We start from the raw sequence: 17268 nt of genomic DNA, 5'->3' as shown, positions 1-17268 counted from the left end.
ACATAAAAATCTAACTTTTGGGGTGTTTTTATTATGAAATTAACTTATGAAGATAAAGTTCAAATATATGAATTAAGAAAGAAAGGAGAGAGCTTTAGACAACTTTCAAATCAATTTGGGATAAACATTTCTAATCTTCAGTACATGATTAAATTGATTGATCGTTATGGAATAGAAATCGTCAAAAAAGGAAAGAATTGTTACTATTCTCCTGAACTAAAACAAGAGATCATTGATAAAGTTCTTCTTGAGGGGCGTTCACAAATTAGGGTGTCTCTGGATTATGCCCTTCCAAGTAGTGGATTACTTTCGAATTGGCTGGCACAATATAAGAAAAACGGGTATACTATTGTTGAGAAAACAAGAGGGAGACCACCTAAAATGGGACGTAAGCCAAAGAAGAGATTTGAAGATATGACAGAATTAGAACGTCTTCAAGCAGAAAATGAGTACTTGAGAGCGGAGAATGCCATTCTAAAAAAGTTGAGAGAACTCCGATTGAGGGACGAAAAGGAGCAAGAAGAAAAACGGAAATTGTTCAAGGACTGGTAACAGAGTTTTCGTTAGATATCCTTCTAAAGATTATTAAGCTTGCCCGTTCAACCTATTATTACCACTTAAAACAGCTGGATCAAAGCGATAAAGATTATGATATTAAAGCTGAAATTCAGTCAATTTATACTGAGCATAAAGGAAATTACGGCTATCGTCGCATGACTCTAGAATTACGAAATCGTGGCTTCGTAGTGAACCATAAGAAGGTGCAGCGTCTTATGAAAGTACTTGGTTTAACGGCTCGAATTCGCCGTAAACGGAAGTATTCTTCATACCAAGGAGAGGTTGGCAAGAAAGCAGATAACCTTATTCAACGTCAATTTGAAGCAACCAAACCAATGCAAAAGTGCTACACAGATGTGACAGAATTTGCCATTCCAGCAAGCAGCCAAAAGCTTTATTTATCACCAGTTTTAGATGGCTTTAACAGTGAAATTATCTCCTACAATCTTTCTACTTCGCCGAACTTAGTACAAATGAAAGCTATGCTAGAACAAGCATTTACAGAGAATCATTACGAAAATACAATTCTCCATAGTGATCAAGGATGGCAATACCAACACGATTTCTATCATCATTTTTTAAAGAATAAGGGAATCCAACCATCTATGTCACGTAAGGGAAATAGCCCAGATAACGGTATGATGGAATCTTTCTTTGGCATTCTTAAGTCTGAAATGTTTTATGGTTATGAGAATACGTTTCAGTCACTTGAGCACTTGGAACAAGCTATTGTAGACTATATTGATTACTACAACAACAAACGAATTAAGGTAAAACTAAAAGGACTTAGTCCTGTACAATACAGAATTAAATCCTTTGCTTAAATTAATTGTCTAACTTTTTGGGGTCAGTACATTTTACCACTCTTTTTGCTTTTTCTCGAAAAGAGAAATTGGACTCTGGCAAGACTTGTGATATAATATAGAGAGCAAAAAGGCAGACGCCTAGAGACTTTATAGGAGAAGATATGTCAAAAGATATCCGCGTACGTTACGCACCAAGTCCAACAGGACTACTACACATCGGAAATGCCCGTACAGCATTATTCAACTACCTTTACGCCCGTCATCATGGTGGGACTTTTATCATCCGTATCGAAGATACTGACCGTAAGCGCCACGTCGAAGATGGAGAACGTTCACAGCTTGAAAACCTTCGTTGGTTGGGCATGGACTGGGATGAAAGTCCAGAGACTAATAAAAACTACCGCCAATCAGAACGTTTGGAACTTTATCAAAGATACATCGACCAACTCTTGGCTGAAGGAAAAGCCTACAAATCTTACGTAACAGAAGAAGAGTTAGCAGTGGAACGTGAACGCCAAGAAGCAGCTGGGGAAACACCTTGTTACATCAACGAATACCTTGGCATGAGCGAAGAAGAAAAAGCAGCTTATGTTGCAGAACGTGAAGCTGCAGGTATCATCCCAACTGTTCGTTTGGCAGTTAATGAGTCAGGTATCTACAAATGGCATGACATGGTCAAAGGTGATATCGAGTTTGAAGGTGGCAATATCGGTGGGGACTGGGTTATCCAAAAGAAAGATGGCTACCCAACTTACAACTTTGCCGTTGTCATCGATGACCACGATATGCAAATTTCTCATGTCATTCGTGGAGATGACCATATTGCTAACACACCAAAACAGCTTATGGTTTATGAAGCACTCGGATGGGAAGCGCCAGAATTTGGTCATATGACCTTGATTATCAACTCTGAAACTGGTAAGAAGTTGTCTAAACGTGATACCAATACTCTTCAGTTCATCGAAGACTATCGTAAGAAAGGTTACCTTCCAGAAGCAGTCTTTAACTTTATCGCCCTTCTTGGTTGGAATCCTGGTGGAGAAGACGAAATCTTCTCTCGTGAAGAACTCATCAAGCTCTTTGATGAAAACCGTCTCAGCAAGTCTCCAGCAGCCTTCGACCAAAAGAAAATGGACTGGATGAGCAATGAGTACATTAAGAATGCGGATCTTGAGACTATCTTTGAAATGGCAAAACCATTCCTTGAAGAAGCAGGACGTTTGACAGACAAGGCTAAAAAATTGGTGGAACTCTACAAACCACAAATGAAGTCAGTGGACGAAATCGTTCCATTGACAGACCTCTTCTTCTCAGACTTCCCAGAATTGACAGAAGCTGAACGAGAAGTCATGGCTGGTGAAACAGTGCCAACGGTACTTGAAGCCTTCAAAGCAAAACTTGAAGCTATGTCAGATGACGAGTTTGTGGTAGAAAATATCTTCCCACAAATAAAAGCAGTCCAAAAAGAAACAGGTATCAAAGGGAAGAACCTCTTCATGCCAATCCGTATCGCCGTTTCAGGTGAAATGCATGGTCCTGAATTACCAGATACTATTTACTTGCTTGGTCGTGAAAAATCAATCCAACACATTGAAAAAATGTTGGCTGAAATTGCGAAATAATCTGGCGAAATTAAATTTCGTTCTAGATATTTGTAGAAGTAAAATCTGAGAGAATCACCTGGTTCTCTCTTTTTTATTGCCAAAGCAGAATCATATTCAATTAATACTCTTCGAAAATCTCTTCAAACCACGTCAGCTTTATCTGCAACCTCAAAGCCGTGCTTTGAGCAACCTGCGGCTAGCTTCCTAGTTTGCTCTTTGATTTTCATTGAGTATAAATTTTTAAGTGACGCTTTAAAAAGAGTTCTTTTTATATGTACTTATTTGAAAATGCAAAAGTTTTAGTGTATAATACTAAGTGACAGGGCAAGGGAAAGAAGTCAGTGATATGGTAAAATTCTTTACAAACAGACTCGAATTAGCCCAGACATCGTCTATGTTGTTTGTTGAGTCGACTTATTTTTTCTTTGCGTTTTGCTGGACACAGGAAGAAATTCATGAGTTCATGCAACTATCATCCATAACGATGCCTTCGTTTTCGATTCGAAGTTTATATGCGAGACTTTAGATTTAGATGTATATCTTACTAGAGGTGCACATTTTTCTCTTTCTTCTCCCAAAAATAGAAAGAAATCGACCTTGCTCTGTTTACCTTGCGTTAAGCAAGGTTTTTTTGTGGAATAGTAGTGGGCGATTTACGATTTTTCTATCAAGTGGTATAATATTAACTATCCTGATGAATTGAGGAAATCAAATGAAAGAATTTAACAAATCAATCAAATTAGAGCATGTGGCTTATGATATTCGTGGACCAGTTCTTGAGGAAGCCATGCGTATGCGAGCAAATGGAGAAAAAATCCTCCGTTTGAATACAGGGAACCCAGCTGAGTTTGGTTTTACCGCACCAGATGAGGTTATCCATGATTTGATTATGAATGCGCGTGATAGTGAAGGTTATTCAGATTCAAAAGGTATCTTTTCAGCCCGCAAAGCTATTATGCAGTACTGTCAGCTCAAAAAATTTCCAAATGTAGGTATTGATGATATCTATCTTGGAAATGGTGTTAGTGAGCTGATTGTTATGTCCATGCAAGGTCTCTTGGACAATGGCGATGAAGTCTTGGTTCCAATGCCTGACTACCCACTTTGGACAGCTGCAGTTAGCTTGGCTGGAGGAAATGCCGTTCACTACGTCTGTGATGAAGAAGCTGAATGGTATCCAGACCTAGATGACATTAAGTCTAAGATTAGTTCAAATACTAAGGCTATCGTTTTGATCAATCCAAATAATCCAACGGGAGCCCTCTATCCCAAAGAACTCTTGTTAGATATTATTGAGATTGCTCGTCAAAATGACTTGATTATCTTTGCGGATGAAATTTACGACCGTATGGTTATGGACGGCAATGTCCACACACCAGTAGCAAGTTTGGCTCCAGACCTTTTCTGTGTCAGCATGAATGGTCTGTCTAAATCTCACCGTATCGCTGGTTTCCGTGTAGGTTGGATGGTCTTGTCTGGGCCTAAACATCATGTAAAGGGCTATATTGAAGGTCTCAACATGCTTTCAAACATGCGCCTTTGTTCCAACGTCTTGGCTCAACAGGTTGTTCAAACTTCACTAGGTGGTCACCAGTCGGTGGATGAATTACTCTTGCCGGGTGGTCGGATCTATGAACAAAGAAACTTTATTTATAATGCCATTCAAGATATTCCAGGTTTGTCCGCGGTTAAACCTAAAGCGGGTCTTTATATCTTCCCTAAAATTGACCGCAATATGTACCGTATCGATGATGATGAGCAGTTTGTCCTTGATTTCTTGAAGCAAGAAAAGGTGCTTTTGGTTCATGGACGAGGATTTAACTGGAGAGAACCAGATCACTTCCGTATCGTTTATCTACCACGTGTAGATGAGTTAGCCCAAATCCAAGAAAAGATGACCCGTTTCTTGAAACAGTATCGTAGATAAGGCTTTCATAGCAAAAAAGCTGGAAACATTTGTCAGAGCTATTGACAAATGCAAAAGAATCAGATAGAATAGTAAAGTATGTTTAGTAACTGATCACTTTATAGCCGGCTAAACGAATACAAAATCTATGAGGAGGTATTCATCGTGAAACGTACTTATCAACCAAGTAAACTACGTCGTGCGCGTAAACACGGATTCCGTAACCGTATGTCAACTAAAAACGGTCGTCGCGTATTGGCAGCTCGTCGTCGTAAAGGACGCAAAGTTTTGGCTGCATAATCCAAACGAATTCAACAAAGAAGTCAGTAGGAACTCGAGTCTACTGGCTTTTCTGTTGCCTAAAAAAGTGAATTTTCTAAAATACCTTTTTTAGAATAAAAACTTCAGCAGATGTATTGGAAAGACAGCATATAGAAAAAAGCTCAAAATCAGAAGGTGAATTTCTGATTTTGAGCTTTTCTTTATTCTTTCAAATGATAAGAGTAGCTGGCAACGACGACATCTTCGTGCCATCTGAGAGCATATTTTAATTTGAGGCTCATTTGATTGTGTAGGATATTTTGCCAAGGTTTGTTAGGGATAAATTGGGGTACTAGAACTGTAACCGTGTAGTTCTTTTTCTTAGCTTCTTGAGAGATTTTTCGAACATAGCGAACTGTAGGAGTGATGATATCTCGATAGCTAGTATTAATGTTTTTTAGAGTGATATTTGGGAAGTAGTCGGCAAATTCTTGGAGGATTTCTTGGTCTTTTTCCTCCGTTTCCTTGGTGGAAATGTGCATGGCCAAAACTTCATCTCCAATGCTTTGAGCGTAGTTAATAGCACCAACGCTGACTCGAGTAACATTTCCTACTAAGACAAGGACGACATTGCCATCGTAGGTTTTCTTTTGAATTCCTTCATAAAGTCGAAGCTGTTTGGCCACTTTTTGGTAATGACTGTGGATAGACAAAAAGAGGAAGGTTAGGACCAGGATGATTGGGAAGAAGGGCCAGATATCTCCAAGTCTGAAGAAGAGTAGGATAAGAACGATAGCGTAACAAATGATAGCGCCGAGGATATTTGCGAAGGCAGACTTTAAGAAATGAGAGCCTTTTTCCTTTTTCCAGTGGCGAATCATCCCTGTTTGAGAAAGGGCAAAAGGAACAAAAACTCCGATAGTATAAAGAGGAATCAAGCGTTCTGTATTTCCGTTGAAAATGAGCAGAAGGATCATAGCGCCAAAGGCTAAGGTCAAAATACCGTTTGAATAACCAAGGCGGTCTCCTTTTTCCATAAAGAGATGGGGCATGTATTTGTTCTTAGCCATATTGTAAGCCAACATTGGAAAGGCAGAAAAACCAGTATTTGCAGCAACGGCTAGGATGAGAGCTGTTGAAAATTGGAAGAGATAATAAACAATCTGACCGAGAGCTGAATCTCCTAAAATTCCTTTAGCCATTTGTGAGAGGATTGTTTCTCCGTGTTGAGGTGTAATTCCCATCCAGTAATTTAAGAAGGTAATCCCTGCAAAGAGAAATCCAAGAATAAGAGACATGATGGTCAATGTCTGAGCTGCGTTTTTCTCTTTGGGAGTCTTGAAAAATGGAACAGCATTTGAGATAGCTTCAACCCCAGTTAGTGATGCCGAACCGCTGGTAAAGGCTCTTAAAATCAGGACGATTGAGAGACTCGGGACAGTTTGACCAATTGCAGAAGTTGCATGATAGCTGAGAGAACCAGTCAATAGTTGGAAGATACCAAACAATAAGAGGAAGACCGTGCTAAAGATAAAGAGATAGACAGGGATCATCAGAGAACTAGCAGATTCCCTCAAGCCTCGCAGATTCAAAAGCATGAGTAAACAGACCAAAAAAATGGAGATGTGGAGGTTGTAGGGATGGAGAGCAGGAAGTGCTGCTGTGATCGCATCCGCCCCTGCGGCCACGGATACGGCTACTGTTAGCATATAATCAACAAGCAAGCTTCCACCGGCAATCAAACCGAGCTCAGGAGAAAGATTTTCTCGTGTTACCATATAGGCACCCCCACCTTGAGGGTAGGCGTGAATGATTTGTCGGTAAGAAATGGTTAGACTAGCAAGTAGCAAGAGGACAAAAATGCCGATAGGAAGACTCCACCAAATAGCGAGGGGAGAAAGACTAGCCAAGACAAGGACGACCTGCTCAGGTCCATAGGCGATAGATGAAAGGGCATCGCTTGAGAGCATTGCAAGTGCCTGTGTTTTTCCAAGTAGCCCTCCTTCGCCTTCAGTTAAGGACTTGAGAGGACGACCGATAAAGGTATATTTAAGTTTTGTAAACATTTTCTTTCCTTTTTTGAAATTTTCAACAAGAGCTATTATACTGCTATGAAAATAAGTCGTCAAGAAAAAGTGAGTGATTTTAAAATATTTTTTCCTATAAGGATGAGACTAGTTTTTTGGTATAATAGAAGGTAGAAAAAACGAGGGAATATACATGATTTTTGATACACATACCCACTTGAATGTGGAAGAATTTTCAGGAAGAGAAGCAGAAGAAATAGCCTTAGCGGCTGAAATGGGTGTGACTCGGATGAATATCGTTGGATTTGATAAACCAACCATTGAACGTGCCTTAGAATTGGTGGAAGAATATGACCAACTCTATGCGACGATTGGATGGCATCCTACAGAAGCAGGAGATTATACAGAGGATGTTGAGAAATACCTGTTGGAAAAACTAAAACATCCCAAAGTTGTTGCCTTGGGTGAGATTGGTTTGGACTATCACTGGATGACAGCGCCTAAAGAAGTTCAAGAGAAGGTTTTCCGTCGTCAGATTCAGCTATCTAAGGAACTGGACTTGCCTTTTGTGGTTCACACTCGTGATGCGCTAGAAGATACCTATGAGATTATAAAGAGTGAGGGAGTTGGTCCCCGTGGTGGCATCATGCATTCCTTCTCTGGTACCCTGGAGTGGGCTGAGAAGTTTGTGGATCTGGGTATGACCATTTCCTTTTCTGGGGTGGTGACTTTCAAGAAGGCAACAGATATTCAGGAGGCAGCCAAAGAATTACCTTTGAATAAGATTTTGGTAGAGACAGATGCCCCTTATCTAGCCCCGGTACCCAAGCGTGGTCGTGAAAACAAGACAGCTTACACGCGCTATGTAGTAGACTTTATTGCAGACTTACGTGGTCTGACGACAGAAGAAATAGCTGCTGCGACCAGTGCAAATGCGGAACGAATTTTTGGACTGGAAAGTAAATTATGAAAAAGAAAATTTCCCAAGTCATCGTAGTCGAAGGACGTGATGATACGGCCAATCTCAAACGTTATTTTGATGTGGAGACCTATGAGACTCGTGGTTCAGCTATCAATGAGCAGGACCTTGAACGAATCCAACGTCTACACCAACGTCACGGAGTGATTGTCTTTACAGATCCTGACTTTAATGGGGAACGCATTCGTCGGATGATTATGACGGCCATTCCGACAGTTCAACACGCTTTTCTCAAACGTGATGAGGCTGTTCCTAAGTCCAAGACCAAAGGACGTTCCCTAGGAATCGAACATGGCAGTTATGAAGATTTAAAAACAGCGCTGGAACAAGTCACAGAGCAGTTTGAAGCAGAAAGTGACTTTGACATTAGCCGTAGTGACTTGATTCGATTAGGGTTTCTAGCTGGAGCAGACAGCCGAAAACGCAGAGAATATCTAGGAGAAAGCCTTCGTATTGGTTATTCCAATGGCAAACAGCTCCTCAAGCGTTTGGAATTGTTTGGTGTCAGTTTAGCTGAAGTTGAAGATGCCATGAAATCATATGAGAATTGAGAAACCGTCCCAAAATGTAGGGGGAATATGATACAATAGAAGTAATCATATACGGTTTAATCAGGCTTGATAGCAAGCATTAGAAAAGTGCTCCACGGGATTAGCCTTGTGTGGAGTTAATGAGGAAAAGTTATGGGAATCTTTGATTTTTTAAAAAAGACGGAAACTGCAGAGGCAGCTGAAATCACTGAAGCACAGAAAGAAACAGAAGAATCTAAAAACAATGCATGTATTGGAGTTCTAGATTTGTTCCCGATGAAGGAAACGAATCAATTATTGATTGTTGGGAGTTTAGAAGGTAGTCTGAATGTTGGGGATCAGTTACAGTTTTGCAATCCCGACCAAGGAATGGAAAGTCTTGGTAGTGTAGAGGTTAAAAAACTCAGCAGTCAAAACAAAGATGCAGATAGTCTAACTGATGAAGTTCTTGCCCATCTAGTGGTTGATAGGATTCCTTCTTTGGATAAACTGAAAAAAGGAAGTGTGCTCTTTAGTTCAGGTGTTGATGAAGAGCAAAAATTATCTAGCTATTCGGATGCTCTTTATCGTGCTTTTGTAGCCATCCAAGAGGGCCAGTTAACCAATGAGGATTATTTGGCAGCTAGCCTTGATGATAGCGTAGAGATTTTACGCCTCTTTTTATGGAAATGCCGTCAAAATCAGGAAACTGAAAGTGAAGAAAGCTATCAAGCTAACACCCGCAAGTTGGAGCGTCTAGCAGAAATTGTCAAGGATAAGTTGTTAGCAGCAGATTCAGTTTATGCAGTTTTTTCAGAAAAAACAGGCGAACCCTATCTTTTCTCAACGACCTATGACAGGGGAGAAGAGGGATACCTATGCACAGATCCCATGATCATGCTTTTGACACCATCTTGGTATCGCCAATTCAAAGAAACCATTGATAGCCGCCCAAACTCTGTCGTAAAACTGATTGAAAATACGGAAGATAAAAAAGGGATTGAGAACTTCCTTGGGACAGCCTTTTACTTAAATGGTGCCTTGGGAGCAATCTTTAATTCTAAGGAAGTTAGCATCAGTGCCTCGGCCTTGGTTCAAAAACCAGATTATTCTAATTTGCCAGAAATACAAGTTCCTGTAATGAATCCTGACCTAGTGAGATGGATGTTGTTGATGGGACAATTGGATAGCCCAACTACAGAAGATGAAGAAGTAATTTATAAGCTCTATTATAAGTTCTTTTCAGAAGCTATGCCGAAAGCTAAATTCCTAATTCCTCTAGATGCGGCTTCGGAATTTAAGGGCGATAGTCAGGAAGGAAATTCCTTCGTTTTAGAAAAAGATTCTAGTTTCAACATTCCGGTCAAAGAAGGAAAAAATGGCAGAAACTCTGTGCCGGTATTTACTGATTGGAAACGTCTGCGAATGGTCTTTGACGAAAAATGGAATGGCATGATTGAAGAAGCGGGAGGCATGATTGAAGTTTTTGACTATGCCATTAATCCAACGGAGTATTATGAAGCGGGTGCTTATGTTAGCCTAACAGCTTTTAAAGAGATGCAAGAGCTCAGTGAGGAACTAGAAGGCAGAGCTAAAGATTAGAGAGTTTCTTTACATTGGGAAACTATATAGTTTTATCTACATCCTACTTGAACCACTAACCTTTTTCAAAGATTGTGAAAGGAAATGATATGGCAAATAGAAGTTATATTTACTTAAAAAACGAAGATGAAGCCCGTATTCTAACAGAGGGAATTTACACAATACCCTATTTTTGGCAATTGTTTTGGGATGAAGAAGATTTAAAAGCTCCTATTGCTCTCTGGGAAACAGCAGAAAAACTGGAAGAAGATGAAGAGCAGGCAGAAAGATTTTACCAAGAGCAGAATGTAGATATCTTGCTTTCTATTGAAAAATTCCAGCAGAATGCCCTCAAACACCGCTCTTTTTTAGAAGAGAATGCTCCACAATCCGTGCAACTATATGATGCCTTTGTTCGTTATATTCTTGCAAACATAAAAGATGGTGATGTGCTCGGATTTGATGTCTTAGATGTTGTTTTTATGGACCAAGTGTCTGTTGTTTCTGATAAACTGTTAAAAAATATACGAGCTATTCGGGGAAATCAACCCAAAGATTTAGATTTTTCTTTGACAGAAAAGAACTTAATTGGTCTTGCTATGGGCTTTCCTGATTATTATGCTTCAGAATTATTGCCAGAGGACAATATTCTAGATTCGGTTGCCTATCAGGATGAACTGAAGAAAACGAACCCCCAAGAAGATAAGAAAGTGCTTGATATGACTGGATCTGATTCAAAAGGGAACAAGCCTCGTGTTCTTTTAGTGTTTTGGATTTTGTTGGCACTAGGAATTATGTGGGTTTTATATATTATTTTTAGCTAATAAATAGAAAAGAGAATAAATGAGAATTGCAGATTATAGCGTGACCAAGGCAGTGCTGGAGCGTCACGGTTTTACCTTTAAAAAGTCCTTCGGGCAAAATTTCTTGACCGATACCAATATCCTTCAAAAAATTGTGGATACGGCTGAGATTGATGACCAGGTCAATGTCATTGAGATCGGGCCAGGTATTGGTGCCTTGACGGAGTTTTTGGCTGAGCGTGCAGCTCAAGTCATGGCTTTTGAGATTGACCACCGCTTGGTACCAATTTTAGCTGATACCTTGCGTGATTTTGACAATGTAACCGTAGTTAACGAAGACATTCTCAAGGTTGATTTGGCGCAGCATATCCAGAATTTCAAAAATCCTGATTTACCAATCAAGGTAGTAGCAAACTTGCCTTACTATATCACAACCCCTATTCTTATGCACTTAATCGAGAGTGGCATTCCTTTTAGTGAGTTTGTGGTCATGATGCAAAAAGAAGTGGCAGATCGTATCTCTGCTCAACCAAATACCAAGGCTTATGGTAGCTTGTCAATTGCAGTTCAGTATTATATGACGGCTAAGGTTGCCTTTATCGTGCCTCGTACGGTCTTTGTACCAGCACCCAACGTGGACTCAGCTATCCTGAAAATGGTACGTCTTCCAGAACCGGCGGTTGCGGTCGAAGATGAGAACTTCTTCTTTAAGGTTTCCAAGGCTAGTTTCACTCATCGTCGCAAGACCTTGTGGAACAACTTGACAGGTTACTTTGGGAAGACTGATGACGTCAAGGACAAGTTGACAAAGGCTTTGGACCAGGCTGGACTGGCACCATCTGTACGTGGTGAAGCTCTTGGCTTAGAAGAATTTGCTAGTCTAGCAGATGCGCTTAAAGGACAAGGACTCTAAGATGCAGGGACAAATCATTAAAGCATTGGCCGGTTTCTACTATGTGGAAAGTGATGGTCAAGTTTATCAAACACGCGCGCGTGGGAATTTTCGTAAAAAAGGCCATACACCCTATGTTGGAGATTGGGTAGAATTTTCTGCAGAGGAGAACTCAGAAGGCTATATTTTGGAAATTCATGAACGAAAAAATAGTTTGGTTCGTCCACCCATTGTCAATATTGACCAGGCCGTTGTCATTATGTCCGTTAAAGAACCTGACTTTAATAGCAACTTGCTGGATCGGTTCTTGGTTCTTTTAGAGCACAAGGGAATTCATCCTATCGTCTATATTTCCAAGATGGACTTACTGGAAGAACGAGGAGAACTGGATTTTTACGAGCAGACCTATCGTACCATCGGATATGACTTTGTGACTAGTAAAGAGGAACTCTTGCCTTTGTTGACGGACAAGGTTACGGTCTTCATGGGGCAGACAGGTGTTGGAAAGTCAACCCTGCTTAATAAAATTGCACCTGACCTCAATCTAGAAACGGGAGAAATCTCAGACAGTCTAGGACGCGGTCGCCATACTACTCGAGCTGTTAGTTTTTACAACCTCAATGGTGGTAAAATCGCAGATACACCAGGTTTTTCGTCGCTAGATTATGAAGTATCAAGTGCTGAAGAGCTGAACCAAGCCTTTCCAGAGATTGCTAGTGTCAGTCGCGATTGTAAGTTCCGTACTTGTACGCATACTCATGAGCCATCTTGTGCAGTGAAACCAGCAGTAGAAGAGGGCATCATTGCAAACTTCCGTTTCGACAACTATCTGCAATTTCTCAGTGAGATTGAAAATCGCAGAGAAACCTATAAAAAAGTCAGCAAAAAAATACCAAAATAAGGAGAAACCTATGTCTCAATACAAGATTGCTCCGTCAATTCTGGCAGCAGATTATGCCAACTTTGAACGTGAAATTAAACGCCTAGAAGCAACTGGGGCAGAATATGCCCATATCGATATCATGGATGGTCACTTTGTACCTCAGATCAGCTTTGGTGCAGGTGTAGTTGAAAGTCTTCGACCTCATAGTAAGATGGTCTTTGACTGCCACTTGATGGTATCAAATCCTGAACACCATTTAGAAGACTTTGCGCGTGCAGGAGCAGATATCATCAGCATTCACGTAGAGGCAACACCTCACATCCATGGCGCTCTTCAAAAGATTCGTTCTTTGGGAGTGAAACCTTCTGTAGTCATTAACCCTGGAACACCTGTTGAGGCGATTAAACATGTCCTTCACTTAGTTGACCAAGTATTGGTCATGACGGTTAATCCTGGATTTGGTGGGCAAGCTTTTCTGCCTGAAACCATGGATAAGATTCGTGAGTTGGTGGCCCTTCGTGAGGAAAAAGGCTTGAACTTTGAAATCGAAGTCGATGGTGGTATTGATGACCAAACCATTGCTCAAGCCAAAGAAGCTGGCGCTACAGTTTTTGTAGCGGGGTCTTATGTCTTTAAGGGAGATGTCAATGAACGAGTGCAAGCTCTCAGAAATCAACTGGACTAAAGTTGCAGTTTTTGCAGGGGGAGACCGCGGTCACTACCGGACAGATTTTGACTGTTTTGTCGGTGTGGATCGAGGCTCACTCTGGGTACTGGAGGAAAAACTTCCTCTTGCTCTTGCAGTTGGGGATTTTGATTCTGTGACTGAAGAAGAACGTCAGTTGATTCAAGAACATGCCCAGCATTTTGTCCAAGCTCAGCCAGAGAAGGATGATACCGATCTGGAACTAGCACTGTTAACGATTTTTGAAAAAAATCCTCAGGCTCAGGTGACCATTTTTGGCGCCCTAGGTGGTCGCATCGACCATATGCTGGCCAATGTCTTTCTGCCTAGCAATCCTAAATTGGCGCCCTATATGCGTCAAATAGAGATTGAGGATGGGCAAAACTTGATTAGCTATTGCCCAGAAGGGACCAGTCAACTTGAACCACGTTCGGACTATGATTATCTGGCCTTTATGCCGGTTCGGGATAGTCAGTTGACCATTATCGGTGCCAAGTATGAGTTGACAGAGAAAAATTTTTTCTTTAAGAAAGTTTATGCTTCTAACGAATATATAGATAGGGAAGTTTTGGTGACTTGCCCAGATGGCTATGTGGTTGTCTTGCATAGCAAAGACAGGAGGTAGGATGGAAAGTTTACTTGTTGTTTTATTAGTTGCTAATCTAGCCGGCCTCTTTCTTATTTGGCAAAGGCAGGACAAGCAGGAAAAATATCTGACCAAGAGTTTGGAAGACCAATCAGATAACCTATCAGACCAGTTAGATTATCGATTTGAACAAGCCAGACAAGCTAGCCAGCTAGATCAAAAGGACTTAGAAGTGGCTGTCAGTGACCGTTTGCAAGAAGTGCGAATCGAGTTGCACCAAGGTCTGACCCAGGTACGTCAGGAGATGAACGAAAACCTCCTCCAAACAAGAGATAAGACTGACCAACGCCTACAAGCCTTGCAGGAATCAAATGAGCAACGCTTGGAACAGATGCGCCAAACGGTTGAGGAAAAGCTAGAGAAGACCTTGCAGACACGCTTGCAGGCCTCCTTTGAGACAGTTTCCAAGCAACTGGAATCTGTCAACCGAGGACTTGGAGAAATGCAGACGGTGGCGCGAGATGTCGGTGCGCTTAATAAAGTCCTTTCTGGAACTAAAACGCGAGGAATTCTAGGAGAATTACAACTGGGACAGATTATCGAAGATATCATGACACCTGCCCAGTATGAACGAGAATTTGCAACAGTTGAAAACTCTAGTGAACGTGTGGAATACGCCATCAAGTTACCTGGACAAGGTGACCAGGAATATGTCTATCTACCGATTGATTCTAAGTTTCCACTGGCAGATTATTACCGTCTGGAAGAAGCCTATGAAGCAGGTGACAAGGACGAGATTGAGCGCTGTCGTAAGTCTCTCCTAGCAAGCGTCAAGCGTTTTGCTAAGGATATTAAGAGTAAGTACCTGGCGCCACCTCGGACAACCAATTTTGGAGTCTTGTTTGTTCCGACAGAAGGTCTCTATTCAGAAATCGTTCGTAATCCGATTTTCTTTGATGAGTTGAGACGGGAGGAGCAGATTATCGTTGCAGGACCAAGTACCTTGTCAGCCCTCCTAAACTCCCTATCGGTTGGTTTCAAGACCCTTAATATCCAAAAGAGTGCGGACCATATCAGTAAAACCCTTGCTAGTGTCAAAACCGAATTTGGCAAGTTTGGTGGTATTTTGGTTAAAGCGCAAAAACACCTCCAACATGCCTCTGGCAATATTGATGAATTACTAAATCGTCGTACTACAGCTATCGAGCGGACGCTCCGTCACATTGAGTTATCAGAAGGTGAGCCTGCGCTTGATCTACTCCAGTTCCAAGAAGATGAGGAAGAATATGAAGATTAGTCACATGAAGAAAGATGAGCATTTTGAAGGTTTTTACCTAATCAAGTCAGCTGATCTTAGACAAACCCGAGCTGGGAAAAACTACCTAGCCTTTACCTTCCAAGATGATAGTGGGGAAATCGAAGGCAAACTTTGGGATGCTCAACCGCATAACGTTGCAGCATTTACAGCAGGAAAAGTAGTCCATATGCAAGGACGAAGAGAAGTGTATAATAACACCCCTCAGGTCAATCAAATTACTCTTCGTCTGCCTCAGCCTGGCGAACCCAACGACCCAGCGGACTTTAAGGTTAAATCTCCAGTAGATGCCAAAGAGATTCGTGAGTATATGTCACAGATGATTTTCAAAATTGAAAATCCGATTTGGCAGCGAATTGTTCGGAAACTCTACACCAAATATGACAAGGAATTCTACTCCTATCCAGCTGCTAAGACCAACCATCATGCCTTTGAAACAGGCCTGGCCTACCATACAGCAACCATGGTTCGTTTGGCAGAAGCAATTGCAGATATTTATCCTCAGCTCAATAAAAGTTTACTTTATGCAGGAATCATGCTCCATGATTTAGCCAAGGTCATCGAGTTGACAGGTCCTGACCAAACTGAGTACACAGTAAGAGGAAATCTTTTAGGGCACATTGCTTTGATTGACAGTGAAATCACAAAAGCAGTTATGGAGCTTGGAATCGATGATACCAAAGAAGAGGTTGTCCTTCTTCGTCATGTCATTCTCAGTCACCATGGTCTCCTTGAGTACGGAAGCCCTGTTCGTCCACGCATTATGGAGGCAGAGATTATTCACATGATAGACAATCTGGACGCAAGTATGATGATGATGTCAACGGCTCTCGCTCTTGTTGATGAGGGAGAAATGACCAATAAGGTCTTTGCCATGGACAATCGTTCCTTTTATAAGCCAAAATTAGACTAGAAACTAAAAAAATGAGCTTTATTTAGGTAATAAAGTTCGTTTTTTTAACTCTAGTGTGATATAATGAGAAAAAGACTAAATAAAAAAGAATGGTAAATGCATAATGAAATTAAGAAGAAGTGATCGGATGGTTGTTATTTCCAATTACTTGATCAACAATCCATACAAATTAACCAGTCTCAACACCTTTGCAGAAAAGTATGAATCTGCCAAGTCTTCTATTTCAGAAGATATCGTCATCATCAAACGTGCTTTTGAAGAGATCGAAATTGGTCATATCCAAACAGTGACAGGTGCAGGTGGAGGAGTTATTTTTACACCATCTATTTCTACCCAAGATTCTAAAGCTATTATTGATGAGTTGCGTGAAAAGCTCTCAGAAAGCGACCGTATCCTTCCAGGTGGCTACATTTATCTATCGGATCTGCTCAGCACACCGTCCATTTTGAAAAATATTGGTCGCATTATTGCTAAGAGCTTCATGGATCAGAAGATTGATGCTGTTATGACGGTGGCGACCAAAGGGGTTCCGCTTGCAAATGCAGTGGCAAATGTCCTCAACGTACCTTTTGTTATTGTCCGTCGCGACTTGAAAATTACTGAGGGTTCAACTGTTAGTGTCAACTATGTTTCAGGTTCTAGTGACCGTATCGAAAAGATGTTCCTTTCAAAACGTAGCCTCAAAGCAGGAAGTCGTGTCTTAATCGTCGATGACTTCTTGAAGGGTGGAGGAACCATTAACGGGATGATTAGCCTCTTGTCTGAGTTTGATTCAGAGTTGGCTGGTGTAGCTGTCTTTGCTGATAATGCACAGGAAGACCGTGAACAACAGTTCGACTACAAGTCACTCTTGAGAGTCACAAATATTGATGTGAAGAACCAACAAATTGCTGTTGAAGTTGGAAATATCTTCGATACAGAAAAATAAGAATTGACTTGAAATACAAAGGTTGGAACTTT

The 17268-nt window shown here is 41.0% G+C and carries 16 protein-coding genes; 15 read left to right on the top strand and 1 reads right to left on the bottom strand.

Annotated features, from left to right (window positions below; genetic code table 11):
* The first annotated feature begins 33 nt into the window (after positions 1-33).
* The 4 genes from AXE83_RS10740 to rpmH all read left to right on the top strand — a co-directional run bounded on the left by AXE83_RS10740 (position 34) and on the right by rpmH (position 5174).
* A protein-coding gene (locus tag AXE83_RS10740; protein WP_148131311.1) for an IS3 family transposase occupies positions 34-1382 on the top strand; the annotation gives its coding sequence in 2 pieces (ribosomal slippage) (positions 34-484 and positions 484-1382; 1350 coding nt in all).
* Positions 1383-1525: 143 nt separating this feature from the next.
* The gene (gltX, locus tag AXE83_RS09240; RefSeq protein WP_060956229.1) at positions 1526-2986 is read left to right on the top strand and encodes a glutamate--tRNA ligase; all 1461 of its coding nucleotides are present in this window, start codon (positions 1526-1528) and stop codon (positions 2984-2986) included.
* 694 nt (positions 2987-3680) lie between these two features.
* Positions 3681-4895, top strand: coding sequence for a pyridoxal phosphate-dependent aminotransferase (locus AXE83_RS09230; protein WP_049529726.1), 1215 nt, complete (start codon positions 3681-3683; stop codon positions 4893-4895).
* A gap of 144 nt (positions 4896-5039) precedes the next feature.
* Complete coding sequence (rpmH, locus tag AXE83_RS09225) at positions 5040-5174, top strand: 50S ribosomal protein L34 (RefSeq protein ID WP_000831905.1); 135 nt, start codon at positions 5040-5042, stop codon at positions 5172-5174.
* Positions 5175-5356: 182 nt separating this feature from the next.
* On the opposite strand, the gene AXE83_RS09220 is transcribed toward rpmH, so the two are convergent.
* Entirely contained in the window at positions 5357-7201 is a 1845-nt protein-coding gene (locus AXE83_RS09220) for an APC family permease (RefSeq protein WP_060956227.1), read from the bottom strand.
* 154 nt (positions 7202-7355) lie between these two features.
* On the opposite strand from AXE83_RS09220, the gene AXE83_RS09215 reads away from it, so the two are divergent.
* From AXE83_RS09215 to purR, 11 genes are all read left to right on the top strand, one after another.
* Positions 7356-8132, top strand: coding sequence for a TatD family hydrolase (locus tag AXE83_RS09215; RefSeq protein WP_060956226.1), 777 nt, complete (start codon positions 7356-7358; stop codon positions 8130-8132).
* On the top strand, positions 8129-8692 hold the full coding sequence (rnmV, locus tag AXE83_RS09210; protein ID WP_060956225.1) for a ribonuclease M5: 564 nt from the start codon (positions 8129-8131) through the stop codon (positions 8690-8692). The genes AXE83_RS09215 and rnmV overlap by 4 nt, the downstream gene beginning before the upstream one ends.
* Before the next feature lie 132 nt (positions 8693-8824).
* Positions 8825-10252 (top strand): SseB family protein, encoded by a 1428-nt coding sequence (locus tag AXE83_RS09205; protein WP_060956224.1) that lies wholly within the window; start codon positions 8825-8827, stop codon positions 10250-10252.
* 89 nt (positions 10253-10341) lie between these two features.
* Positions 10342-11055: a hypothetical protein gene (locus AXE83_RS09200; RefSeq protein ID WP_060956223.1), complete on the top strand. Its 714-nt coding sequence runs from the start codon at positions 10342-10344 to the stop codon at positions 11053-11055.
* 19 nt (positions 11056-11074) lie between these two features.
* On the top strand, positions 11075-11947 hold the full coding sequence (gene rsmA / locus AXE83_RS09195; protein ID WP_060956222.1) for a 16S rRNA (adenine(1518)-N(6)/adenine(1519)-N(6))-dimethyltransferase RsmA: 873 nt from the start codon (positions 11075-11077) through the stop codon (positions 11945-11947).
* 1 nt (position 11948) lies between these two features.
* Positions 11949-12827: a ribosome small subunit-dependent GTPase A gene (gene rsgA, locus AXE83_RS09190; protein ID WP_060956221.1), complete on the top strand. Its 879-nt coding sequence runs from the start codon at positions 11949-11951 to the stop codon at positions 12825-12827.
* Between the two features lie 10 nt (positions 12828-12837).
* Positions 12838-13494 (top strand): ribulose-phosphate 3-epimerase, encoded by a 657-nt coding sequence (gene rpe, locus AXE83_RS09185; RefSeq protein ID WP_049529734.1) that lies wholly within the window; start codon positions 12838-12840, stop codon positions 13492-13494.
* A complete protein-coding gene (locus tag AXE83_RS09180; RefSeq protein WP_060956220.1) occupies positions 13457-14119 on the top strand; it encodes a thiamine diphosphokinase in 663 nt (220 codons plus the stop codon). The genes rpe and AXE83_RS09180 overlap by 38 nt, the downstream gene beginning before the upstream one ends.
* 1 nt (position 14120) lies before the next feature.
* On the top strand, positions 14121-15377 hold the full coding sequence (rmuC, locus tag AXE83_RS09175; RefSeq protein WP_060956219.1) for a DNA recombination protein RmuC: 1257 nt from the start codon (positions 14121-14123) through the stop codon (positions 15375-15377).
* Complete coding sequence (locus tag AXE83_RS09170) at positions 15367-16308, top strand: 3'-5' exoribonuclease YhaM family protein (protein ID WP_060956218.1); 942 nt, start codon at positions 15367-15369, stop codon at positions 16306-16308. The genes rmuC and AXE83_RS09170 overlap by 11 nt, the downstream gene beginning before the upstream one ends.
* Before the next feature lie 103 nt (positions 16309-16411).
* The gene (purR, locus tag AXE83_RS09165; RefSeq protein ID WP_060956217.1) at positions 16412-17236 is read left to right on the top strand and encodes a pur operon repressor; all 825 of its coding nucleotides are present in this window, start codon (positions 16412-16414) and stop codon (positions 17234-17236) included.
* The last annotated feature ends 32 nt before the right edge of the window (positions 17237-17268 follow it).

The sequence above is a fragment of the Streptococcus sp. oral taxon 431 genome (genome assembly GCF_001553685.1).
Lineage (GTDB): Bacteria > Bacillota > Bacilli > Lactobacillales > Streptococcaceae > Streptococcus.
The sequence above is the reverse complement of the archived record's forward strand: the minus strand, read 5'-3'. Positions and strand labels throughout refer to the sequence as shown.